This window comes from Paraburkholderia caledonica NBRC 102488 (assembly GCF_000685095.1).
In the GTDB taxonomy this organism is placed as follows: Bacteria; Pseudomonadota; Gammaproteobacteria; order Burkholderiales; family Burkholderiaceae; genus Paraburkholderia; species Paraburkholderia caledonica.
Window position 1 is genome coordinate 96,339 of the sequence record NZ_BAYE01000011.1, and the last position, 22,878, is coordinate 119,216.

Annotated in this window: 17 protein-coding genes and 1 pseudogene; 10 read left to right on the forward strand and 8 right to left on the reverse strand. The window is 60.4% G+C overall.

All coding sequences use genetic code 11. The features are described 5' to 3' along the window. Window positions 1-186 precede the first annotated feature (186 nt). The 3 genes from BCA01S_RS21660 to BCA01S_RS21670 all read right to left on the reverse strand — a co-directional run bounded on the left by BCA01S_RS21660 (window position 187) and on the right by BCA01S_RS21670 (window position 7,844). The gene (locus BCA01S_RS21660) at window positions 187-6,150 is read right to left on the reverse strand and encodes an AAA family ATPase (protein WP_027778717.1); all 5,964 of its coding nucleotides are present in this window, start codon (window positions 6,148-6,150) and stop codon (window positions 187-189) included. 136 nt (window positions 6,151-6,286) lie between these two features. Next, a complete protein-coding gene (locus tag BCA01S_RS21665; RefSeq protein WP_027778718.1) occupies window positions 6,287-7,126 on the reverse strand; it encodes an enoyl-CoA hydratase/isomerase family protein in 840 nt (279 codons plus the stop codon). A gap of 40 nt (window positions 7,127-7,166) precedes the next feature. Next, window positions 7,167-7,844, reverse strand: a complete 678-nt coding sequence (locus BCA01S_RS21670) for a type 1 glutamine amidotransferase domain-containing protein (protein WP_027778719.1) — start codon at window positions 7,842-7,844, stop codon at window positions 7,167-7,169. A gap of 588 nt (window positions 7,845-8,432) precedes the next feature. On the opposite strand from BCA01S_RS21670, the gene BCA01S_RS21675 reads away from it, so the two are divergent. After that, window positions 8,433-9,167, forward strand: coding sequence for a response regulator transcription factor (locus tag BCA01S_RS21675; RefSeq protein WP_027778720.1), 735 nt, complete (start codon window positions 8,433-8,435; stop codon window positions 9,165-9,167). A gap of 16 nt (window positions 9,168-9,183) precedes the next feature. On the opposite strand, the pseudogene BCA01S_RS39645 reads toward BCA01S_RS21675, so the two are convergent. Then, window positions 9,184-9,573 (reverse strand): annotated as a pseudogene (locus BCA01S_RS39645) (GGDEF domain-containing protein); the annotation flags it as partial. A 425-nt stretch (window positions 9,574-9,998) separates the two neighbouring features. On the opposite strand from BCA01S_RS39645, the gene BCA01S_RS21685 reads away from it, so the two are divergent. The 6 genes from BCA01S_RS21685 to BCA01S_RS21710 all read left to right on the forward strand — a co-directional run bounded on the left by BCA01S_RS21685 (window position 9,999) and on the right by BCA01S_RS21710 (window position 16,515). Next, the gene (locus BCA01S_RS21685) at window positions 9,999-11,537 is read left to right on the forward strand and encodes a sensor histidine kinase (RefSeq protein ID WP_027778722.1); all 1,539 of its coding nucleotides are present in this window, start codon (window positions 9,999-10,001) and stop codon (window positions 11,535-11,537) included. Further along, the gene (locus BCA01S_RS21690) at window positions 11,519-12,895 is read left to right on the forward strand and encodes a sigma-54-dependent transcriptional regulator (protein WP_027778723.1); all 1,377 of its coding nucleotides are present in this window, start codon (window positions 11,519-11,521) and stop codon (window positions 12,893-12,895) included. The genes BCA01S_RS21685 and BCA01S_RS21690 overlap by 19 nt, the downstream gene beginning before the upstream one ends. 139 nt (window positions 12,896-13,034) lie before the next feature. Then, window positions 13,035-13,847: a hypothetical protein gene (locus tag BCA01S_RS21695; protein ID WP_244146016.1), complete on the forward strand. Its 813-nt coding sequence runs from the start codon at window positions 13,035-13,037 to the stop codon at window positions 13,845-13,847. A gap of 23 nt (window positions 13,848-13,870) precedes the next feature. After that, on the forward strand, window positions 13,871-14,443 hold the full coding sequence (locus tag BCA01S_RS21700) for a hypothetical protein (protein ID WP_027778725.1): 573 nt from the start codon (window positions 13,871-13,873) through the stop codon (window positions 14,441-14,443). A gap of 55 nt (window positions 14,444-14,498) precedes the next feature. Beyond that, window positions 14,499-15,809, forward strand: a complete 1,311-nt coding sequence (locus BCA01S_RS21705; RefSeq protein ID WP_244146017.1) for an MFS transporter — start codon at window positions 14,499-14,501, stop codon at window positions 15,807-15,809. A gap of 121 nt (window positions 15,810-15,930) precedes the next feature. Beyond that, entirely contained in the window at window positions 15,931-16,515 is a 585-nt protein-coding gene (locus tag BCA01S_RS21710; RefSeq protein ID WP_027778727.1) for a CGNR zinc finger domain-containing protein, read from the forward strand. A gap of 117 nt (window positions 16,516-16,632) precedes the next feature. On the opposite strand, the gene BCA01S_RS21715 is transcribed toward BCA01S_RS21710, so the two are convergent. The 3 genes from BCA01S_RS21715 to BCA01S_RS21725 form a co-directional block, all read right to left on the reverse strand. After that, window positions 16,633-17,505, reverse strand: a complete 873-nt coding sequence (locus tag BCA01S_RS21715; RefSeq protein WP_027778728.1) for an alpha/beta fold hydrolase — start codon at window positions 17,503-17,505, stop codon at window positions 16,633-16,635. 159 nt (window positions 17,506-17,664) lie between these two features. Next, window positions 17,665-18,309, reverse strand: coding sequence for a DUF1109 domain-containing protein (locus BCA01S_RS21720; protein ID WP_027778729.1), 645 nt, complete (start codon window positions 18,307-18,309; stop codon window positions 17,665-17,667). Window positions 18,310-18,314: 5 nt separating this feature from the next. Continuing rightward, a complete protein-coding gene (locus BCA01S_RS21725; protein WP_027778730.1) occupies window positions 18,315-18,890 on the reverse strand; it encodes a sigma-70 family RNA polymerase sigma factor in 576 nt (191 codons plus the stop codon). Between the two features lie 306 nt (window positions 18,891-19,196). Here BCA01S_RS21725 and BCA01S_RS21730 point away from each other — a divergent pair, with 306 nt between their 5' ends. Next, window positions 19,197-19,706 carry a DoxX family protein gene (locus tag BCA01S_RS21730; protein ID WP_027778731.1) on the forward strand — a complete coding sequence of 170 codons (510 nt, stop codon included), beginning with the start codon at window positions 19,197-19,199 and terminating at the stop codon, window positions 19,704-19,706. Window positions 19,707-19,807: 101 nt separating this feature from the next. Then, window positions 19,808-20,152, forward strand: coding sequence for a DUF4148 domain-containing protein (locus tag BCA01S_RS21735; protein ID WP_063831977.1), 345 nt, complete (start codon window positions 19,808-19,810; stop codon window positions 20,150-20,152). Window positions 20,153-20,197: 45 nt separating this feature from the next. Here the strand turns inward: BCA01S_RS21735 and BCA01S_RS21740 are convergent, their stop codons facing one another. After that, window positions 20,198-21,958, reverse strand: coding sequence for an MOSC and FAD-binding oxidoreductase domain-containing protein (locus tag BCA01S_RS21740; RefSeq protein WP_027778733.1), 1,761 nt, complete (start codon window positions 21,956-21,958; stop codon window positions 20,198-20,200). A 269-nt stretch (window positions 21,959-22,227) separates the two neighbouring features. Between BCA01S_RS21740 and BCA01S_RS21745 the strand changes: the two genes are divergently transcribed. Further along, the gene (locus BCA01S_RS21745) at window positions 22,228-22,815 is read left to right on the forward strand and encodes a TetR/AcrR family transcriptional regulator (RefSeq protein ID WP_027778734.1); all 588 of its coding nucleotides are present in this window, start codon (window positions 22,228-22,230) and stop codon (window positions 22,813-22,815) included. Window positions 22,816-22,878: the final 63 nt, after the last annotated feature.

A 22,878-nucleotide genomic window follows, 5' to 3' on the forward strand; every position in this document is an offset into this window, starting at 1 on the left:
CTCCTTTCGGTGATAAGTTCACGCACGATGCACGGGTACATCGGATACCAGTCTCAATTACAGGACACTGCATGCGTCGTTTCAATCGTCATCGGGTATGTGAAACCATGCCGCCGGTATGCCTTTCATAAACCAAAGAGAACGCGACTACGGGCACAACGATTGACTCGGTGATTCGACATCGACTCAAGCCGCCTCGGAAGCTAGCGGCAGCGTGAAGAAAAAGCGCGCACCGCCATGCACCGACGCGTTGTCGGCGCTAATTTCGCCACCGTGCATTTCGATGATCGAGCGGCAGATTGGAAGACCCATGCCCATGCCACTTACCTTGGTGGTGAAGAAGCTCTCGAATACGCGCTGCATGTTGGACTCGTCGAGCCCTGGGCCGCTGTCTTCCACGAAACAGGTGACACTCGTGGCATCGGGCAGATTGGTGCGAATCGTTATGTCGCCGTGCGGGCGTGCCGTCGTTTTCATAGCTTGCATCGCATTGACGACGAGATTCACGATCACCTGTTGCAACTGCACGCGATCCGCAAGCACGGCGGGCGCCGGTTGCGCGCGCTTACGCATGATCGTGACGCCGAGCGCGTTCACATCGTGACGCAGGAACACCAACGCTTCATCTATCAACTCATCGAGCAGCGCGATCGAGCGCTTCGAGCCCTGGCGTACTGCCATGGTGCGAATGCGATCGACGATATCGACCGCGCGCTGCGCATCGACTTTGATGCGCTGATTCATGAGCCGCGCCTCTGCTACATCGGGCGTCTCGCGATCGAGCCAGCGCGTGCCGATCGAGCTGTTCATCGCAATCGCCGCAAGCGGCTGCTTCAACTCGTGCGCGATGGACGCGCTCAACTCTCCGAGGGTCGAAATGCGCGCGGCGTGCGCGAAGTCGGCCTGAAGCCGCTGCAGCATTTCCTGCGCACGGACGCGCTCCGTCAGATCGACAAGACTGATCAGCGCAATGCCGAGATCTTCGGCCGCGCCAGGACGCGCGACCGTCAACAGCACGTCGATGACGCGCCCGTCGAGCGTGGGAAGCCTGGTCGTCTCCTGAAAGAGCGGTGCGCCGCCGTAACGGCTTTCCAGCGCGCGCCTGAAGGTGTCGGGGCTTTCCCTCCATACCCACGGCGACGGTCCGAGCAGCATGCTCCGGTCGTGCGCGCCGAACATTTTGGCCGCGTGATGATTGACCTCTTCGACGATGAGCAACTCCATCGCGCGATCCAGCCATCCGGGATGGTTGTCTATGTACTCCGATAGATCTTCCACGCCCTGCCCGCGCAGCGACGACAGCAACGCGATCAGCGGTTGCGCGTCGATCTGCCATAAGCCGACGGGCATGTCGAAAAACAGACTGCGATAACGGTGCTCGCTGCGCAGCAACGCGGCATGGGCCTGCTTGCGCGTCGTGATGTCCTTGAGTGCTCCGAGCACCCGAATGCCCGCGTCGGCGTCGGCGATCACGTGCGCGAGCAATTGCAAATGCCGCACGGAGCCGTCCGGCATCAGCAGCCGGTGCTCGACATCGAACGGCTGCCGGTCATGCGTTGCCCGATCGAACATGAGACGCACGAACGTCGCGTCGTCGGGATGCACCCGCGCCAGCATCAGGTCTAGTGTTGGAAGCGTGGCGAGATCGTAGTCGAAGATGCGAAAGCTTTGCTTCGACCAGAACAGCTCGCCACTCGACACATGCCAGTCGAAGCTGCCGGTGTTGCTGAGCCGCTGCGCGTCGGCGAGCAGCGCTTCGGCGTGTTGCAGGTCGGCATAAAGCCGCGCGGTTTCGAGCGACATTGCAGCCTGAGACGCGAGCATTCGCAACACGACCGTGCGCGGCGGCGTGAATACATTCGAAGCCAGGTTGTTTTCCAGGTAGAGCACGCCAATCATCCGGCTGCGCTTGATGAGCGGCAGACACAGGATCGAGCGGCAATCGTGACGCATCACGTACTCATCGGACGAGTAAGGACTGGTGGACGATGCATCGTCGAGTAACAGACTGTCGCCCGTGCGCATCACGTATCGCAACACGGATTCCGGTAGCGTCGCCTGTTCGACGGGCAGTCGGGGCAGACGCACCTCGACGGCATCGGCCCTTGCCGTCGCTTCTGCCTCCACGCGCAATTCGTTGCGGCGCTTGAGCACCAGCACGCACCGGTCGGCGCCGGCGTGTTCAAGCGACAAGGCCATTAACGTATGGATCAACTCGTTCAGGTCGATGTCGCTGAATATCGCGCTCGAGACGTTGACGACGGTTGCCAGGTCGAGCTGTTCGTTGGACATGGCAATGGTGCCGTCGAATTTCGATGTGCCGGGACGCGCTCGCGTATGACTGCGCGTCAACTGGGTGACCTTGCTCCAGGCGCCCCAGCGCTCGTAACATGAACGGGCGTTCATCAGATACGTATCCGCGACTGTTTCAAGACCGCGGTCCGCGTAAAAGTGCGCTGCCAGTTCATGCGCGAGCGCCTGGTTCTGGATGAAGCCATGCTCGCGGGCCGAGCGCACGGCCTCCTCATAGTGATGCATCGCATCGGAATCGCGGCCTTCGACACGCGCCAGTTCCGCCGAAATCAGCGCATGACGATGCCTGAAGTTGCTCGGACAGTGGCTCGTCCAGACAGCGAACTTTTCGCACGTCGCGTGAATCGTGCGACGACGGGTGACTCGTTGTTCGTCGCCGGCCGATGCGTCGAGCGCCGCAAGTGTCAGCGCGTGGAAGAAGTAAAACGTCGCCTCTATTGGCAGCGCCATCGCGGCGCCGATCACAGATTGCGCGCAGTGTGCGGCGTGAAGCGCATCGTCGTATCGTCCTTCGAGATAGGCGAGCATCAGATTCATGATGTGGTGAAATGCGATGCCGCAGCCGAAATTCGACTTCGCGATAACGGCGAAAGACGCGTCGCCGTCGAATGCCGCCGCATCCGTGAGTTCACCGCCTGCCTGACCTTGCAGCGCCGCGACAAAACGCTGCTGCAGTCGAATGGTTTCGTAGACAGCGTCATTGCGGCTCTGGCGTGCGAACGAAGCGTGCCGCTCGGAACTGCGCTGCACGTCGGAAAGCGGTGTTCCCTTCTCGATCATTTGCCAGACCGTGGTGAACGCGAGGTACCCGGCAAAAGCGAGATCCCCCACGTCGAGACATGCGGCGCTTGCTCTTTCGAGTATCGGCAGATCGGTTACGACGTGACGCCGCCAGAAGTTGATGTGATTGCCGTGCAGATGGAGCAACTTGCCCTGGAAGCGCCGGTTGCCGAACTTCTCGTTCAAGCTGAGCGACATCTCCGAAAACTGCACCGCGGACTCTATGTCTCCGAAACTCGACACCAGCATCAACGCGTAATTGCCGTAAGCAAAACTGGACTTGTCGGTGTTGCCCGCGCGCAAGGACAAGTTCACCGCCTGAAGCGTTATGAGCGGATAAAACGCCGGCCGGGCGATAAACGCGCAAGGCATTGATTCAACCAGCAGGTCTACGATCGTCCAGGTGACCGGGTCCGATGCGACCGGCGCATCCACGAGCGTGTCGATGGGGCGCCCGGCAAGATTAACGGGTATCTTCCGCAGCTCGGCTTCGACCTCGCTACTGGCGGCGTCGTCGTGCAGCGGCAGCAGCACGCCGAAATCGTGCAGCGCGAGGCGAGCCACCTCGAAGCTCTCGTCATACCGCCCGGCGACCTGGTATAGCTCCATGCGCAAGCCATAGACCTTTGCGCGATCCAGGTTCGAGCGCGACCGCCCGAGCATCATGTCGAACAGCGTATCGGCGTCGGCGAAGTCACCGGCCAGATATTCGCATTCGGAAAACGCCAGATAGAGTTCGAACGTGCGCTCGTACTGACGGCTCCATGCGTCCGCGCCAAGCAGGGCAACGCCTTGTGCCAGATAAGTTCGTGCTGACGCGAACGCGGTCGAGTGCATGGCTCGCTGTCCCGCTGCATAGTTCAGCGCGACCGTACGCTCACGCTCGTCCGCGTCGGTCATGAGCGAAGCGCCGCGGTTGAGATGATTGACGATGTCGAAGAGGAACTCGTCGAGCTCACCCGCCGCGCGTCCGGAGGCAAGCGTGCGGCCGATGTGCAGGTGCGTCGCCGCACGTTCGCTCTCAGGAATCAGCGCGTAGGCGCCCTCCTGAACGCGATCGTGGGCAAACACATAGGCATCGTCGACACGGTGCACGAGCCCCGCTTTCATGGCCTCCCAGAGCTTCGCATCGATCGATGCCGCAGACTCCCCGTGAACGAGCTTCAGCGCGTCGATCTTCGCGACGTTGCCGAGAATGGCGAGCCGGCTCAGCGCGTCGCGTGTATCGTCCGGCAAGCGGGAGAGTTTCGCGGCCATTAGTTCGACGACGTTTTCGGTCAATCTCTTGGCGCGGATGCGAGGCAGATCCCACGTCCAGATCGCGGCACGATGATCGAACGCAACCAGGCCCTCGTCGGCAAGCGTCGTCAGGAACTGGATCACGAAAAACGGATTGCCGCCGGTCTTCTGATGAACAAGCTGCGCAAGCGGCTCGGCAGTCGCGGCAGAACAGCGCAGCGAATCGGCGACGATCTCCGTGACGCTGCTGGCTCCAAGCGGCGCGAGATCGATGCGCTGCAGCGTCGTGCCGGCGCCCGTTCCCGCACCGCTCATATCTTCCATCATTCGCGTGAGGCGATGCGCCGGATCGATCTCGTTGTCGCGATAAGCACCGACGAGCAGCACGTGCGTCACGTCCGGATGCGTCGCGAGGTGTCCAATCAGATCGAGCGTGGCAGCGTCGATCCACTGCATATCGTCGATGAACAACGCGAGCGGATGCTCGGGCCGCGCGAACACGCCGAGCAGGCGGCGAAATACGATATGAAAGCGGTTGCGCGCGTCCTGTGGCGGCAACGCCGGAACCGGGGGCTGCTCCCCGATGATGAGAGCGAGTTCGGGAATCAGACCAACCATCAGTTGGCCATTCGGCACGAGCGCCTCCGTCAACTCACGCCGCCAGCGCTCCAGTTCTGTATCGGTCTTGTTGAGCAGATCGCGGACGAGCGACTGGAACGCCTGGGCCAGCGGCACGTAGGGCGTGTCGCGCCTGAACTGGTCGAACTTGCCTGAGGCGAAGCGTCCGCGCGACGACACCAGCGCCTTGTGCAACTCGTTCACCACCGACGTCTTGCCGATGCCCGCATAGCCCGAGACAAGCACCACCTGCGCGTCGCCGAACGTCACGACGCGATTGAAGGCCGCCAGCAGCGCATCGATCTCCGATTCGCGTCCGTAAAGCTTTTCCGGAATCATCAAGCGGTCAGACGCATCGTGCTTGCCGAGCGCAAAGGGCGGGATTTCACCATCCGCTTCCCATGCGGACAAACACCGTTGCAAATCGGCCCGGACACCACCGGCAGTCTGGTAACGCTGCTCCGCCGTTTTGGCGAGCAAGCGCTCGACTACGTCGCCGACCGGCGCAGGCAGACCTTCGACACGTTGCGCGGCGGGCACCGGCCTGCGAGCGATATGACAATGAATCCATTCGATCGCTTCGGACGCGACGAACGGGGACGAACCCGTCAGCATCTCGTAGAGCGTCACGCCGAAGGAATACAGATCGCTGCGCGCGTCGATTGAACGGTTCATGCGGCCGGTCTGCTCGGGCGCCATATACCTCAGCGTTCCTGCGATTACCTCGGGCGGCGCGGGCGGCTGATGTTGGTGTGGGAGTAGCGACGCAATGCCGAAGCCGGTCAGTCGGACGTTGTCGTTCGCATCGACAAGCACATTGGCGGGCTTGATGTCCTTGTGGACGATTCCACGCTCGTGCGCGTGTCCGATCGCCTGAGCGAGATTTACGGCGATGCGCAGGCACCGCGACAGTTCCAGTGGCTTGCCGAGAATCCGGATCAGCGGATCGCCGCCGCTGTCGTCGAGAACCAGCACGGGCGGCACGCGCCCAAGGTCGAGCGCGAGTGGCTGCGCGGCCCACTCCGGTTCGAGCAAGGGCGCAAGACCGTATTCGTGCTCGAGCCGCATGATGCTCTGCGACGCGGACTGCGTGGCCACTAGCGCGAGCATCGAGATATGCGAGCCGGGCCGCTGTGCACGGCACAACAACAGTTCGCCGTCTTCGTGCAGCGGTTCGAGCGAAAAGCCGGTGAGATCCATGGAGATGCTCCTTCTCGCTGCTCTCTTCCGAGGAAGGCGACACGTGCCCGAGGGGCACGTCTCACTCTGCGAAGCGAAAAGTAGCCTAGCACGCGAGGAGCGCAATGCCCCTCGAATGAGTCGTCTGATTCGGCGGCTAGCGCCAGAGCGAGCCCGTGTAATCCGCGAGCCTCGCTTCCACGTCCGTCACCTTCTGCAAGCCGAGATCCATCAGTTGGGCAATCTTCTCCTGCGCGGCCGGGCGACCGACCGACGCGATGAAGGCGTCCCACTCGGTCGCGACGCTCGCGTCAGGCGGCAGGGTCTGCGCGTTGACGTGCTGCTTGATGACCGAAAGGGATTGCCTGTCGAACAGGCTGATACGGGTGGCGAGGTCGTCGACGAACGTATCCAGTTCGCTGTCCGGCATCGAGCGATTGACGTACCCGTACCGCTCGGCCAGCGCGCCGGGAAAGTCGTTGCCGCTCGTCAGCACCTCCAGCGCACGCCCGCGGCCGATCAGCCGCGAAAGACGCGTCATTGGCCCGCCGCCGGGGACAAGCGCTACGCCGATTTCCCACTGCGACATCAAGGCGTGCTCGTTGCTGGCAAAGCGCATGTCGCTCGCCAATGCGAGTTCGCTGCCGACGCCTGACGCACGTCCTCGAATCTTCGCGATCGAGATGACAGACGACCGCCCGATGCGCACCAGCATATCGGGCAGCGGCGGCATGCCCGTTGGTCCCGGCGGCATGCTCGTAGTCGCGTCGAGCGGCGGCACAAAGTCGTAGTGCGTGAGAAAGAAGCCGGGCACCGCGCTCTCGAACACGACCACTTTCACGTGCGGGTCCGCTTCAATCGCGCTGACGACCATGTTGAGCTGGGGCGTGGTATCGGGCCCGAAGATGTTGAAGGGCGGATTGTCGAAGACGACACGCCAGTAGGACGGGCTGGGACGTTCGATTCGGATCTGCGCGTTGGGACTATCCTGGGTCATGACGCTCTCCATGCAGGCAATATCGGTTCGATGATGCGGGCTATCCGCGCAGCACTTTCAACAGGTCCTGCGCCACCGATTTCGACGACACGGGATTCTGTCCAGTGATCAGCCGTCCATCGATGATCGACAGCGGCTGCCAGTCGTCGACTTTCTCGAAGCGGCCGCCCAGGCGCTTCAACTCGTCTTCCACGAGGAAAGGCACGACATGAGTGAGCTGCACCGCCTCTTCCTCCGAATTGGTGAATCCGGAGACGCGCTTACCCTTGACGAGCGGCTCGCCGTTCGCCTTGACATGACGCAATACACCTGGCGAATGACAGACGAAAGCGACGGGCTTACCGCTGTCGTAGAACCGCTCGATTAGCGCCACCGACTGCGGATCTTCAGCGAGATCCCACAAAGGTCCGTGGCCGCCGGGATAAAACACTGTGTCGTAGTCGTCGGCTTTCATGTCGCCGAGCTTCGCGGTGTTAGCGAGCACACGCTGTGCGGCGGGGTCGCTCTTGAAGCGTTCGGTGAGTTCGGTCTTGCCTTCCGGCGTGTCGCTTTTCGGGTCGATGGGCGGCTGTCCGCCTTTCGGCGAACACACGGTGACATCGACGCCCGCGTCGAGAAACGTGAAATAAGGCGCTGCAAACTCCTCCAGCCAGAAACCCGTTTTTCTGCCGGTGTTGCCGAGTTGGTCATGTGAAGTCATCACCATCAATATCTTCATGGTCGCACCCTGCGTCGGAATATAACGTCGTGCCACGCGGTGGCGTGGTGGAGGAACTATAGGCATGGAACCCGCGCCGGGGGCGGCTGGCGCATACCAACGTATAGTGTTCTATACAAGGTCGCGCACTAAGGGCTACGTTGACCAGGTGACTTGCGGTCGTGCCATCGTTCGGTGGAACGGCTGTTGTGAATGCACCAGAATGTTGCCCTCTGGCGTGTAGCAACAATTGACCTGTAACGATTCTGTTTGGTCGGCAATCGCCAACGTACCCGGCTGCAACTCGACAGATTTTTCCCATGGAAGTCTGCTAGAGTTAGCCGCATCGCTGAAGCAAACCCTAATGACGTCAGCGCTTCAATCGCAAAACCGGCCCGCAAACATCAGGCCGGATCGGCCACGCGGCCGCTTCGATGGTCGTTCCCCTCCCCCCACTTCCCATCGAATCGGTCTTGACGTTCGCCGGACGCAACTGCCCGAGGCTCGAGCGGCGCCGCCCCTACATCCGGCGCGTCGGAACGGGGCTTCGCCAAGTCCGTTATTCAACGGCCCATTGATCGTGCGTCGCCTACTCCCGCAGGAGCAGACATGGTGCCCAGATCGCAGTCCACCTTGAACAGTACGAAGGCGGAAAACGAGACGCCGGTGGTGTATGTCGTCGACGATGACGAGTCCATTCGCTTCACGCTGCAGAGCCTCGCTCGCTCTGTCAGGCTGCGGGTCGAGACGTTCGATTCGCCTGCAGACTTTCTTGCCTTCCCGAAGCACGACGCCCCGAGCTGCCTTATCCTCGATGTCCGGCTTCGAGGCGCGAGCGGTCTCACGTTTCAGGCGGAACTCGCGCGATACGGCCTTCGCATGCCGATCGTTTTCATGACCGCGTTTGGTGACATCGAAATGAGCGTGAAAGCAATGAAGGCGGGTGCGCTCGACTTCTTTCAGAAGCCTTTTCGCGAGCAGGATATGGTCGACGCAATCGCGGATGCGCTGAAGCGCGATACCCTGCGTCGAGCTTCCGATAGAGCGTTAGCCGCCGTGATCTCCTCGTTCGAGTCATTGACGGTCCGTGAACGGGAAGTAATGAAACGGGTCGTCACAGGCATGTTGAACAAGCAGATCGCGTATGAGTTGAATCTCAGCGAGATCACCGTGAAGATCCATCGCGGGCAAGTCATGAAGAAGATGGCGTCGCGCAACTTGCCCGATCTTGTCAGAAAGGCCGAGGCTCTCGGCATGGAAGCCACGCGCGGCAATTCATCGGCTCTTCTGCCCACTGCGTGGGGTGCGCCAGGCGAGAACCCGGGCGTCGCTCGTCGCATCTAGCGTGTCGGGACGGCAATCAGACCTGCGGCTGAGCCGGTTCAACGATATCGCCGGCGCAGACAACCACATTCCTTCCCCGTCTTTTGGCCGTGTACAGCGCCAGATCGGCGGAACTCGTCAATTCTTCCAGTGACGACGGATGCGACCGCCGACCGGTCGCGCACCCGATGCTGACCGTGAACGGTGGAATCACCCCCGACGACGCTGACGGCTCCCGGTGTTCAACTTCTCGACGTATAGCTTCGCCGATCTGAAACGCTCCGGCTTCGTCGGTATTCGGCAGCACGACAACAAACTCTTCTCCGCCATATCGCGCGGCAAGATCGCCACGACGACGCACGTGCCGATCGATACATTCCGCAAGATGTTTCAGCGCAATATCACCTTGAGCATGACCGTGACTGTCGCCGGTGACATACTCGGCAGCGGTCCGGTCGAACAGCAATTCGTGACGCAAGCTCCGATCCATGGTCTGGATAGCAGGCTTGTCGAGCGCGGCGATCAAGGTGCGCAGCGAACTGTCAGACGTTTCGATTGTTCGAGCAATGTTGGTTGCTAGAACCGCGGTGACATTCCTGGACGTTTCATGCGCATGCTGAATCGCGGCGTCACGGGAGGCGAGGAGCGTGGCGAGGCTGATAGCCATCACGCCTGATGCCATCAGACTCCCTGGCGCACCGACAATCAATGGATGCCGGCATGCGATAACAGCAAGTTTTCCGGTGGTAATAGAAACGGAGCAGAGGGTTCAGCGGCGTTTTGAACGCTGGATAAAAGGCGCGGTCTAGAATCGCGGGCTGGATTCAACTTCCTGCAGCGGAGCACCGCACGATGAGACGAATCTCTTTCGCCAACCAGCTTGTGCTTCTCTGGGCGTTGATCGCCGTGGTCTGCACACTGCTCGCCGGCGTGATCTGGCTCCTGTTCCAGACGGACCAGAGCCGGCAGATTTCCGCCGCGAGTCAACAATCCATTGCGGCTTGCGAGCATGTGGCGGCACGTTACTCTCCGTCTCGCCTCGCCGCCAACAGTCCTTACGATGCCGACCTGATGCATGCGGTACTCGATACCGTCCTCATTCAGGCTCCGAAAATCGAAGGAGGCTTCTGGAAGAACGATGCCACGGGACCATCGCATGCCTCTGAAGACACGTCCCGCACGACGAACGGCTTTCTTGCCTATTCATTCCCCACATATGAAGGCACTGGCGTTAAGCGCGATATTCCGCAAGCAGAAACACCGCTGATACTTCGCGCGCTGCACCGGGCAGCGTCGGCAGGTGCGACCGTTTCCGATTCCGTTCCTGCAGGAGAAGGCGCAACCGTCGCCTCTGCGTGTCCCGTGTCCGGTGGCCCTGCGCTCTATGCGTGGACCCTGACCAGGGCACAAGCTCCTCTCGGGCAATATGGGCACATGCTCATGCTATCGCTGGTCGTCGTTCTAACGGCCATTCTGCTTCTCGCTCTTGTCCTGGGCCTGGGCTTGCGCCGTTGGCGGAAAAACCTGTCGCAGCTCGAGCAGTCTTTATCGTCCGGGACGGCGGCCTCGTGTTCCGAGCTTCCGTCTCCAGGCGAGCCCGACCTCGACAAAATTGTCAATGCTGTCAACGTCTTCGCTGCGCGCCTGAGGGAATCGCAAGCCCAGGCCTCCGCCTTGCACGAGAAGTTATCGCAAGCCGAGCGGTTTGCCTCTCTCGGCAAACTGGCCGCACAGGTCGCGCATGAAATTCGTAATCCGCTTGGGGCCGTCAGGCTGAAGCTGGAAAACGCTCTGGCACATGAAAAAGACACACCGCGTCAATCGCTGACGTCGGCTCTCGGCCAGGTAGAGCGCATAGAAACCCAGGTAACGAGTCTGCTGGCTTTGACGCAGCCAGTCACGCTCGCGGTGAAGACAGTCGACGCCGCACAATGGGTGACGTCGACGGCCGCGACACATCAGGAGCAGGCAAGGATCAAGGGCGTGACGCTCAGCGTCAATGCCGACCTGCCGGCGTCGTCGGAGCGGGGTACTGACGCCGCGCCGGCGAAGTTCGATCCCTTACAGATGGCAAGAGCAGTCGATAATCTGATCCTGAATGCAATCCGGCATGCACCGCGGCAAGGTAACGTCACCGTCAACGCAAATCGCGTCGAAACCGGTCACGCGAGCCTGATGCGAATTGCCGTCGTCGATAATGGCCCGGGAGTTGCGTTAGCCGACCGCGAACGCATTTTCGAACCATTCGTCACGGGTCGGCCCGACGGCTCGGGACTCGGGCTCGCAGTGGCGAGAGAGGTGGCTACGGCGCATGGCGGCCGCGCGTATGTAGCCGATATGGAGAGCGGCGCGTGTTTCGTCATTGAGGTCCCATGGCACACATACTCGTAGTCGACGACGACAACGGCTTTCGCGAAGGCCTCGTCGAAACGCTGGTTGATCTCGGACATAGCGTGGACGAGGCACGCTCCGGCGAACAGGCGCTGGAAATGCTTGAGAGCACGGGTACGCCATTCACCTGCATGTTCCTGGATTTCCGCCTGCCTGGCATGGACGGCCTGGCAGTATTGGACGCTCTTCGAAAAACGGCAAAGGGACAGGCGTTGCCGGTGGTGATGCTCACGGGTTTCGCATCGAGCGATAACACGATTGGGGCAATGACGCTGGGAGCGTTCGACCACTTGACCAAGCCGGTCGGTAGACAGGCAATCCAGTCACTACTCGCGCGCATCATCGCCTCCACGGGCACGAGTGATTCCGCCGCAAACGCATCGCATCCGTTCAGCGCGGAGTCGGCGGGCGCGAGGCCCCGGCTACTCGGAGTAAGCGACACGTTGCGCGAGGTGCAGAAACAGATCGGACGCGCGGCATCGTCTGAAGCAACCGTCCTGTTTACCGGTGAGACAGGAACAGGAAAGGAAGTCGCGGCGCGCGTGCTTCATGACGCGTCGAGGCGCAGCGGCAAGCCGTTCGTCGCAGTGAATTGCGCGGCGATTCCCGCCGAGCTCCTCGAAAGCGAATTGTTCGGTCATGTCAAAGGTGCGTTCACGGGTGCAACCGCGGACCGGCCCGGCTGCTTTGCAGCGGCAGACGGCGGAACCTTGCTGCTCGATGAAATCGGCGACATGCCATTGCCCATGCAGGCCAAACTGTTACGGGTAATCCAGGAACGGCACATCACCCCGCTCGGTTCCAACCGCGTGATTCCCGTCGACATCAGGCTGGTTGCCGCTACGCACAGAAACTTGCAGACCATGGTCGAGGCGGGGGAATTCAGGGAAGACCTGCTTTACCGGCTGAAGATCATTCCTATCGCGTTACCTCCGCTGCGCGAGCGGCTAGCAGATATCCTTCCGCTCGCCGAACACTTTCTTGCTGAGGTCGCGAAAGCGAGGTCACGCGAACTGCGTTTGTCGCTACCGGCGCAGCATCTGCTCGTGGGTTACGCATGGCCCGGCAATGTGCGTGAACTGAGAAATGCAGTGGAACGCGCCGGCGCACTCGCTCCGGGAGCGATGATCACGGCGGAGGATCTCGGCTTCCTCAATGGCAAGCCGGACATTGGCGAGCCACTAGTGGGTACCGGCCTGCTCGAGATGACGCTTCCCGACGCAGTGGAAACACTCGAACGCGCGTTGATCTCCCACGCGTTGACGCTTGCGAGCAATAACCGTGCGGATGCAGCCCGACGCCTCGGAATCAGCCGCCAAACGCTCTATGCAAAGCTGGCCGCGCTCAAGATCGAGTGAGGTGTCAAGCAAGCCGACACCAGGTGTCTGGATGATGGACAGATATCCTGCTGCATCGGGTGCGAAGCCCCTTTCTAAAGGGATGCGCTGCATGGCATAGCCTTTGCAAAAGTCTCCGTGTCGTTCATCGGAGAACATCATGGCTGTCAACGAATCCGTCCAGTTTTGCCGGCATGCCACGCCCGCAAGTCACACGCACTCCATCGCGAAGCTTGCCCGGGCCGTAGCACTCTCGCTCGGTGCCGTCACCATTGCTTGCGCTGCTCAAACGCGGCCCGCCGAAGGCCCGGGCGCGCCTCCATCGCCGCCGCTCGCAGGCATGCCTGCGCCGGCAACGGCAGCACCTGACGCCCCTCCTCCACCGGGTCGTGCACCCGTGCTTCCGACAGATCAGCAACAGGTACGAGTCGCGAACGGCACGGTAAGCCGCTTTGTGATTAATCCTGAGGGCGATGTCGATGGCTTCGTTCTGCATGACGGCTCGCTGGTCCGCTTCCCGCCGCATATGGGTTCGCAACTGATGGGCGTCGTTCATCAAGGTGATCCGGTTCGGATTGCCGGCGTGTCCAATGGCGCGGGCGACGTCGCAGCGCAGCGGATCACAAATGAACGGACGTCGCAGCAGATCGTCGATCAGCCGCCGCCCCTTGGCGCAACGCCAATGCCGCCCGCACTACGCGGCGCGGGTCTCGTGAAACTCAGCGTTAAGGGCGCTGTCGCGCGAGTCATGACGGCGCCCCACGGAGAACCCGACGGCGTGATGCTCGCCAACGGCACCATCATCAGGATGCCGCCGCCCGTCGCGCAACAGTTTGCGAATCTGCTGCGACCGGATGTGGTGGTTGCCGCGAGCGGCTACGGAACGCGCAATCAATACGGCGAAGCATTGCAGGCTACCGCTTTCGGCGCGCCCGGCAACGTCACGCAGTTGTATAGCGACACGCGCAACTAATTAATCTTTACTGGAGCTACACCATGCATTGGATCGACCCGACTTGCCTGCAGGAAACCCGCGGTACCGTCAGCCAGTTTCTGCTGAATTCCCATGGAGAACTGGACGGCCTGATTCTCGGCAACGGCAGACAGGTGCATTTCCCGCCGCATCTGTCCCAGCAGATCGCCAAACACATCAGCGTGGGCGACAAGGTTCGCGTGCGAGGAGTCAAGCCGCGCGCCGCCGATATCGTCGCTGCTGTTCAGTTGACGACGGCAACAGGCGTCGAGATTGTCGACGAAGGCCCGCACGGGCAGGTCAAAAAGCACGAGAAGCCGCACGCAAACACGCGCCCCATCGAGTTAAGTGGAGAAATAAAGCTCTCGCTTTATGGGCCGAAAGGAGAACTGCGCGGCGCATTGCTGAGCGACGGCACTTCCCTGCGGATGGCTCCGCACGCCGCAGACGAACTGTCCAGTTACCTCGCCCCCGGCGCGCACATACAGGTGTGGGGTCACGCAGTGAAGAACCGGTACGGAAAGACTGTCGAAGTCGAGCACATCGCGGAACTCGTCGATGACGATGACGATGACGCTTCAATGAACGCGGATTGATCGCAAAGTCATTGGTGGAAAGCGGATTCGAACCGCACCCTAACGGGAGAAAATCGTGAACGCGGATCGTGCACACCAATCACTGGAGCGCGAAGCAACCGTGCGTCCATCGTCCCGAAGCCTGCGCGGTCTGGATGCGCTCAATTTCCTGATGGCCGATGTTCGCGACGGTTTGGGGCCCTTCCTGTCGGTGTATCTCAAGGGCACCCAGCACTGGAGCTCGGGGAACATCGGCCTCGTCATGGCCGCGAGCGGCATTGCAGCGGCGATCTGCCAGATCCCCGCTGGCCTGATTGTCGACACGGTTCGCGTGAAGCGGCTGCTGATCGCGATATCGGGTTTGCTGGTGGCAGCCGGATGTATTCTGATCGCGTTTTTTCCGAAGCTGCCCACCGTGCTCGCCGCGCAGATCACGCTCGGCGCAGCGTCCGCAATCATTCCTCCCTGCCTTGCCGCGCTGAGCCTTGGCGTGGTCGGTCACCGTCTGATGCCCGCTCGGATCAGCCGAAACGAAGGATTCAACCACGCCGGGAACTTCACGGCTGCAATCCTGGCGGGCGGGCTTGGACAGTATGTCGGCGTCAAATGGCTGTTCTACCTCGTATGCGCGTTCGCAATAGCGAGCGCCCTCGTGGTGCTGTTGATCAACCCGAAAGAAATTGACCATGAGCTTGCACGCGGTGCCGACAGCACTTCAGATGAGCCCACGCGCCACAATCCGCTTAGCTTCTCAGCGCTATGGAAAAAGCGTGACCTGAAGGTGTTCATTGTCTCCGTGATGCTCTTTCACTTCGGCAACGCGGCCATGCTGCCGCTTGCGGGCCAGGTCATCGCTAAAGTGCATCCGGGAATGGATGTCATCGCACTGAGCGCGTGCGTAATCGCGGCGCAACTCGTCATGGTCGCGGTCGCGGCGGGTGTGGGTCACGCGCTACGCAGGGGAATTGGACGCAAGAGCATATTCCTCGTTGCATTGGCTGTGCTGCCGGTGCGAGGTGTGCTCTTTTCCATGACCAGCAGCCCGTATGCGGTGGTCCTGATCCAGTTACTCGACGGGATCGCTGCCGGCATCTTCGGCGTGATCGGCGTGGTTATCGCGTCCGACGTGATGCGCGGAACGGGCCGGTTCAATCTTGCGCAGGGTCTGATGGCGCTTGCGGTCGGAATAGGCGCGGCACTCAGCAATGTGACGGGTGGCTATGTCGTCGAGAAGTTCGGCTTCGCCCCGGGGTTTCTCACCCTGGCTGCAATCAGCGTGTTTGCGCTTGTCTTCTTCGCGGTATTCATGCCAGAAACACGACGGGACGACGATGCCGAAGCCGCTCCAGACGCGCGGCCGTCAGAATTGATCTCCGCTCGCAACTGATTGCACACAGAATATGTGCTTCTGCTTCTGCGTGCGATTGCGGTTGGCAAAGACTCCTCAATAACTTGTTATACGCAATTTCAACGGTTACAATTTGGATCAGGTTACCGGAGAACGCCTGATGCCCGCCCAAGAATTCCTGATACTTGCCGACAACCCCGCGCTGGATTTTCTCAACACCCTCGCGCAAGGTGAAGACGGGCCGGTGGAGTACCTGTCAACGAATAAAGACGTGATAGCCTGGCTGCAGAGAACGGGTTATGTGAGCGAACGGGGCCCGCGCGCCTTTCCGCGTGACGTCCTGGCGGAGAGCGCGCGGGCGTTGAGAGAAATGATCCGAAAACTGCTTACGCAGCGCAAACTTGGCAAGAACATTGATATCGGCGCGCTTAACTCGTTTCTAATGCACGGCAGATACACAGTGCAACTGGCGCGGGCAAGCAACGGCGAGTTGGAAGTCAGAGATCACTTTGATATCGACACACCCGAACAGCTTTTGGCACCCGTAGCCCGAGCTGCCGCGGAGCTGATCGCGACGGGCGACTTCGATCTGGTTCGCAAGTGCGAGGCAGACGATTGCGTACTATGGTTCTACGACAGGACCAAAGCGCACCGTAGAAGGTGGTGCAGCATGGCCCTTTGCGGGAACCGCCACAAAGTGGCGCAATTTCGCCAACGTCAGAAAGACAATGCGGAGCTTGAGTAAAGCGCTCCGCGAGCAATTACATTTCGTCCGCCCTTACTTTCCGATAACAAGAACGCGCCATCCACTTTTGAAGCGCGGTCAGTCGAAGCGATGACGACGCACCCCGAATCAGGCAAGTTAACCAAGCAACTCCCTGATCGCCGACGCGATCTCTTGCGCGTGCGTTTCGAGTGCGAAGTGTCCGGTATCGAGCATCGTCACCGTTGCTTGCGGGATATCGCGGCGAAAGGCCTGAGCGCCCGGCGGAATAAAGAACGGATCGTGCTTGCCCCAGATGACCAGCGTAGGCGGCTTCACGTCGCGGAAGAACTTCTGGAACGTCGGGTACATCTTCACATTCGACGCGTAGTCCAGAAACAGATCCAGCTGGATATCTTTCTGGCCTGGGCGCTCCAGCAGCGCCGCATCGAGTGTGTAGGACTCAGGTGCGATCGAGTCCGGATTCGATACGCCGTGCACATACTGAAACCTGGTTCCTTCGTAGTTCAACACTGCGTCGTGAACCACCTGCCGGTTGGCCGCCGAGGGTTCAGCCCAAAATTTTCTGATCGGCGCCCAGGCGTCGCCCAACCCCTCTTCGTACGCGTTGCCGTTTTGCGAAATCAGTGCACGCACGCGGTCCGGGTACTTCACTGCGAGACGAAAACCTGTCGGCGCGCCATAGTCGAACACGTAAATCGCGTAGCTCGTAAGTTCGAGCTTGTCGACAAAGGCCGCCACTGTCTCCGCCAGCGCATCGAATGTGTATTTGTAATTGCGCGAGGCAGGAACGTTCGTAAAGCCGAAGCCCGGTAAGTCTGGCGCGATGACCCTATAGCGGTCGGCGAGTCTTGGAATCAGATCGCGATACATGTGAGACGACGAAGGAAACCCGTGGAGAAGCAGGACCACCGGTGCGTCCTTCTCGCCTGCTTCCCGATAGAACATATCGATGCCATCCGCCTCGATACGCTTGATCGATACCGATGGAATGCTGTTGCCGTTAGACATGAAGACCTCCAGTAGAGACGCAGGATCGAGCCGACTACGCTGCGAGTTGTGGCCTCTATCGTAGACGTCTTTCGTAACTTTTCAAAGTTGTTTTTACTGGTTACTCGATCCGCTTATAGATCGTTGCCCTGGACAATCTGGCGCGGCTGCCTTACACGCTCAACTCCAGCGAAGCGACACGCGCGCGAGCAGATAACCGGCGAGCGCCGGAATCGCCATCCCGACCGAATACCAGGCCGCCCAGAACGGCACACTCATTTCGGGACAGCGAAGCACATAAGCGAGCGTGGCGAGCGCTCCGGACAGCAGACCAGTGGCTGCACCGGTCAGCCGCAGCCGCGTGGGCGCGAGCCCCCGCATCGCCCACGACAATGCAAGGTAGCAAGGCACCGACAGCAACGCGATCAGTACAGGACACTGTCTCCATGTATGACCGAACACGAGCGCCTCGCGGGCCGCTGCAGGAGCCGCCATCAGCACGGCAATCGCTGCCGCCCACACCGCCGCATATGGCAAGGCGAGCAAGAACCACGCGCGTCCCGGCGAGAAGCCGGGAATCGACAGACGCGCGGCGACAAGAATGGCGGCGGCTGCGGACAACAGCGGAAACGCGAGCTTGCCCCAGAACAAGGGCCTGGTGAAAAGCGCGGCAAGACCAGGCTGCACTCCGCGGCTGACGACGACCGCCACGAGCGCCGCCAGCACGCCGATAGTCAACGCAATGCAGAAACGGTTGAACACGGCGCGCCGGCTTTGCGGTACGAGGCCCGTCGCGAGAAGGGAAATGACCTGATCTGTGTTCATGTTGCCTATCCTCGAATCAGGCGCGACAGCGCCTTGATGCCACGATGAATGCCGACCTTGACTGCGGCTTCCGAAAGCCCCGTCAACTTCGCGGTTTCTGCTACTGACATGCCATGTAGCCGGACGTGCTGAATTGGCGCGCGCTGACGCTCGGGCAACCGTTCGAGCAGGCTGCCGATGTCGCGCCGCGCATCGAGCGATTCGGTTTCGGACACTGCGAACAGTTCTGCATCGTCGACAATCGGATCGTGCAGCGCCTCGCGATGGGCACGGGCCCGCAAAAAATCCGCTACCTTATGGCGAACAATGGCGGACGCCCATGCGGTCAACGGCACCTGATTCCGATAGGTGTGCAGCCCGTTGTGCAGCGCGAATAACACTTCCTGAAGCACGTCTTCGACGTCGTCCTCGTAGGCGCGTAAGCGTCGTCTCAGCATGCCACGCAGATAACCGGAAAGTATTCGCAGAAACGACGCATACGCCGTCGCATCGCCGTCGATCGCCCGGTGTAGCAAAGCTTTCAATCGTTCTTCCACTCCATTCGCAGCCGCGCGATGGGTCGTTTCATCGGGCGCGATCACAGACACTTATCCATCGTCCCTTGCTCAATTAGAAATTCGTGCGGGCGATGCTGCGTCCGCCACACCTCATAAGTGTTAAGTCGGCGGAAGGCGCCCGATAGTTACAGCATCCTCAAAAAATATCTGTACGCCCTGACGCGCTGGCAGCGACTCGCGAGCCGGCGTCATTGATAACCCACGAATTGCCGGAACGCTGTAACCACACCTCCGTTTCTCGCGACTTACCGGATAGCAGTCGCAACTTGCCTCGCTTCACGGGAAGCCGGCACGACTACTTCTTACCGTTCCGAGAAAAGGGCTTTGAGCATGTCCATCATCCGTTTGATATCCGGGGTTATCAGCCCTACGTGGCTTGCCGCGCGTCTCGCGCGTTGGTCGCAACTACCGCTGCGTTTAATCGTGGGCTACGGCTTCATTGCGCATGGCTACGCGAAGATCGCCAAACACCCAGAAAACTTCGCGGCGATCCTTCACGCGCTCAATGTGCCGGCTCCGCACTTCATGGCATGGGCCACGATTGCAATCGAACTGTTAGGCGGCTTTGCGATTCTGGTCGGTGCATTCGTGCCTCTCGTCACCATACCGATGGTGGCAGTGCTGCTCGTCGCAATCTTCACCGTACACCTGCCATTCGGTTTTACATCGATCAAGTTGATGGCGGTCACGTCGGCTGGTCCACAATTCGGCCCGCCCGGGTACGAGACCGACCTGCTCTATCTTGCGTGCCTCGCCGCGCTGGTGTTTCGGGGCGCGGGTCCGCTCTCCATCGACAACCTGCTTCCATGGCCGAAGGCTCGCGTCGATACCGCAGCATGATCGACACCCGAGCAAAGCTGGGAAAGCTGAGCGGGCGTACGTGCTCGCCGAAAGCTATTCGCACGCTTCCCGTTTCAACTTATCTCGCATAGGAGTACCAAGTGAATATCAAACATCTTTGTCTTGCCTTCGCATTCACCGCCGCTTCATTCTTTTCAATCGGCCATGCATCGGCGCAGGAGAAAACCCGCGCCGAGGTGCGCCGAGAACTTATTGACGCGCAAAACAATGGCTTGAACTTCGTGACCGATGCGTCGTATCCCGACGTGAGCCCAATTTATCAGCATCAAGTCGAACAGATGAAGATGCTGCACAGCGGAAAAGGCCCCGCGCCTTCGAGTGCGAGCGACGCGGGTCATAAGAGCGGGGCGCCAATGGACAAGAGCAAATCCAGCGATGAATGCGTCGGACCGCCCGGATTCTGCAACCCGTATTTCGGCAGTTAGCGGCAGTGCTAGTGACTGCAAACACATTGAACACCGCTCAATCATTCAAATGTCGATCACCACGTCGTCCTGCGGTCTGCAGCAGCAAATCAACACGTTCCCGCGTGTCGGTGGGTCGAGCGGATCGGGATCGTAGCTGATGGAACCGGAGACCAGTCCGCTCTCGCAGTTGTGACAGACGCCAGTGCGGCACGACCATCTAACGGGCACATCGCATGCCTCGGCTAGCTCCAGAATGCTTTGATAAGTTGAGCCGTTCCAGCGCGCAGCAATGCCACTGCGCGCGAACGAGACCAGCGGACCGGTGTTGGCCTCGTCCATGGGGCGATGCGGCGTTCGTTTCTGCGAATCGACGATACCAGGATTCAACGACTCTCCGCCGTTGAAAGTCTCTGCATGAATCCGCTCCGGTGAAATCTCCAACGCGGCCAGCGCTTTCTTCATGTCGGCCATGAAAGGCGCCGGTCCGCACAAATAGACATCTGCGTCGCGAAAAACGCCAACCTCGCTGAGGATTTGTTGCGACAGTCGCCCAGTCGCGTCGAAATCTTCGCCGAGCCGGTCATTCGGTCCTGCCGCGCTATACGAAACGTAGCTGCGTCCATGCGCGAGCGAGAGCATAAGGCGCCGCGCTTCCACGGCAAATGGATGATGCTGCCGGTCACGCGCGGTATGCAGCCACAAGACCTGCCGCGTCGACTGTTGCGACGACAGCGCGTGCAGCATAGCCAGAACAGGCGTTGCGCCGATTCCTGCGCTGAGCAGTACTATCGGGCCGTCTCCAGGCTGCAGGACGAAGCTACCACGAGGCGAACTGACATCGAGTGTGTCGCCTGCGTGCACATGCTGGCGCAACCAGGCTCCAGCCAAGCCGTTGGGCTCGATTTTCACGCTTATCCGGTAGCTTTCTGCGGACAACTGGCCCGAGAGCGAGTAGCTGCGAAATAGCGGCGGCCCGTCCGCGGTCGGTCGAAGACGCAGCACGACATACTGGCCCGGCAAGGCCGGTTGCAATTGACCGTCCGCACTTTTCAGCGTGAACGACACAACGTCTGCGGACTCCTCTTCGATCGCGGCCACCGTGAGCGGCCGGAATCCAGGCTGAACCGCGTGGCGCGCCGCCGCGGGCGCTAGCCCGGCGTTCCCATTCGCCGCGCCGGTCGTGCGGCTTTGAAGTAACGCCTCGAACGAGGAACGCCATCCCGGCGACAGCGCTTTGATTCGCAACGCGCGTTCGAGCAGATCCAGCGGGTGATCCGGCGAATAGAGCAGCGCATTGATCTGCGCGACGGTCATTTGCTCTTCTGCCTCGCCGACTTTCACTATCTCATCGCCCGCGCCCACTTCGCCCTCTTGCACGACGCGCAAATAGAACCCAGGTCTTCCACTCGATGTGAGCAACGCCGGCATTCGCGGCTCGTTCATTCGGATGCCGACGCGATAGCAGGTAACGCGCGGTTGCGTCACCTCGAACAGCGCGTTGCCGATTCGATATCTGTCGCCAACGCACACGAGCGCGTCGGGCAGTCCCTCGACCGTGAAGTTCTCGCCAAACTGTCCGTGCACGAAGTCGGACCTGTTCAACTCCTGCTGCCAGTGACGGTACGAATCGGTCTGATAAACGAAGACAGCCCGCTGCTCCCCACCGTGCCCGGCCAGGTCACCTTGACCGTCGCCCGCCAGATTCAGCCGTGCCGCCCAACAACGACCTTGCACGGGACTCTTCCAGATGCCGGTGTGAACAGTACGGCCTTTCCATTCGATGTCTCGCGGAAGTCCAACATTCACCGATAGCAGTCGAGCCATTATTTGCTCCGCAGTTGGGCGAGTTCGCGACTGCACGCGGCCATCAATGATTTCGACCGGGCTGTCCGGCTTCGTCCAGACATTGAGACTGAATAGTAGGTGGCACATAGAGCCGGCGCAACGACCGTTTTTTGGGTTGCGCTATGGGCGAGAGGACGTCCTTCTCGGTCGGACGTGGCTCCTCGTAATTTGTTACCGACGCTAAAAAGTTATAGACGACTGGTCTACTAGCCTATATAGTCCACACATGGCTATCGCAAACATCACCGATGTCGGCTGACACCCGCGACAACATCATCGCCGTCGGACAGCGAATCATCGGCGCGAAAGGTTTTTCGGCCGTGGGGTTGAACGAGATCCTGTCCGCCGCGGGCGTGCCGAAGGGCTCGTTTTATCACTACTTCGGTTCGAAAGACGCGTTTGGCGTGGCACTGCTCGAAAGCTATTTCGACGAATACCTGGCTGACATGGACAATACGCTGGGCGAGCCCGGTTTGACGATGGCGCAGCGCCTGATGAATTACTGGCAGATCTGGCAGGAGACTCAGTCATTCTCCGATTGTCAGGGCAAGTGTCTCGCCGTGAAGCTCGGCGCGGAGGTTGCGGACATGTCCGAGGCCATGCGCGCCACGCTAAAACGCGGCACGTCGGGCATCGTCGAACGGTTGGCGCGCGCTATTCAGGCCGGCGTGGAGGAAGGCTCCCTCCCGGTCAGCGAAGACCCGTCGAGCGTAGCGCAAAGTCTCTATCAGCTGTGGCTGGGTGCTAGCGTGATGGTCAAGATCGTGCGCAATCTGCAGCCGTTCGAGACTGCCATGGCGAGCACCCGGTTGATGCTTCACCCCGTTTCCGGCTAAAAACAGATATACGCGGCACGTTTACGAAGTACCTTTCTTATCGGTTTTTTACTAGACGACTGG

Bases quoted from the DNA above. Each gene is read 5' to 3' on its own strand.
- BCA01S_RS21730 (WP_027778731.1), top strand. From the start codon at position 19,197: ATGTCCATCATCCGTTTGATATCCGGGGTTATCAGCCCTACGTGGCTT.
- BCA01S_RS21660 (WP_027778717.1), bottom strand. From the start codon at position 6,150: ATGGATCTCACCGGCTTTTCGCTCGAACCGCTGCACGAAGACGGCGAA.
- BCA01S_RS21715 (WP_027778728.1), bottom strand. From the start codon at position 17,505: ATGTCTAACGGCAACAGCATTCCATCGGTATCGATCAAGCGTATCGAG.
- BCA01S_RS21695 (WP_244146016.1), top strand. From the start codon at position 13,035: ATGGCTGTCAACGAATCCGTCCAGTTTTGCCGGCATGCCACGCCCGCA.
- BCA01S_RS21710 (WP_027778727.1), top strand. From the start codon at position 15,931: ATGCCCGCCCAAGAATTCCTGATACTTGCCGACAACCCCGCGCTGGAT.
- BCA01S_RS21700 (WP_027778725.1), top strand. From the start codon at position 13,871: ATGCATTGGATCGACCCGACTTGCCTGCAGGAAACCCGCGGTACCGTC.
- BCA01S_RS21690 (WP_027778723.1), top strand. From the start codon at position 11,519: ATGGCACACATACTCGTAGTCGACGACGACAACGGCTTTCGCGAAGGC.
- BCA01S_RS21745 (WP_027778734.1), top strand. From the start codon at position 22,228: ATGTCGGCTGACACCCGCGACAACATCATCGCCGTCGGACAGCGAATC.
- BCA01S_RS21720 (WP_027778729.1), bottom strand. From the start codon at position 18,309: ATGAACACAGATCAGGTCATTTCCCTTCTCGCGACGGGCCTCGTACCG.
- BCA01S_RS21665 (WP_027778718.1), bottom strand. From the start codon at position 7,126: ATGACCCAGGATAGTCCCAACGCGCAGATCCGAATCGAACGTCCCAGC.
- BCA01S_RS21670 (WP_027778719.1), bottom strand. From the start codon at position 7,844: ATGAAGATATTGATGGTGATGACTTCACATGACCAACTCGGCAACACC.
- BCA01S_RS21740 (WP_027778733.1), bottom strand. From the start codon at position 21,958: ATGGCTCGACTGCTATCGGTGAATGTTGGACTTCCGCGAGACATCGAA.
- BCA01S_RS21675 (WP_027778720.1), top strand. From the start codon at position 8,433: ATGGTGCCCAGATCGCAGTCCACCTTGAACAGTACGAAGGCGGAAAAC.
- BCA01S_RS21685 (WP_027778722.1), top strand. From the start codon at position 9,999: ATGAGACGAATCTCTTTCGCCAACCAGCTTGTGCTTCTCTGGGCGTTG.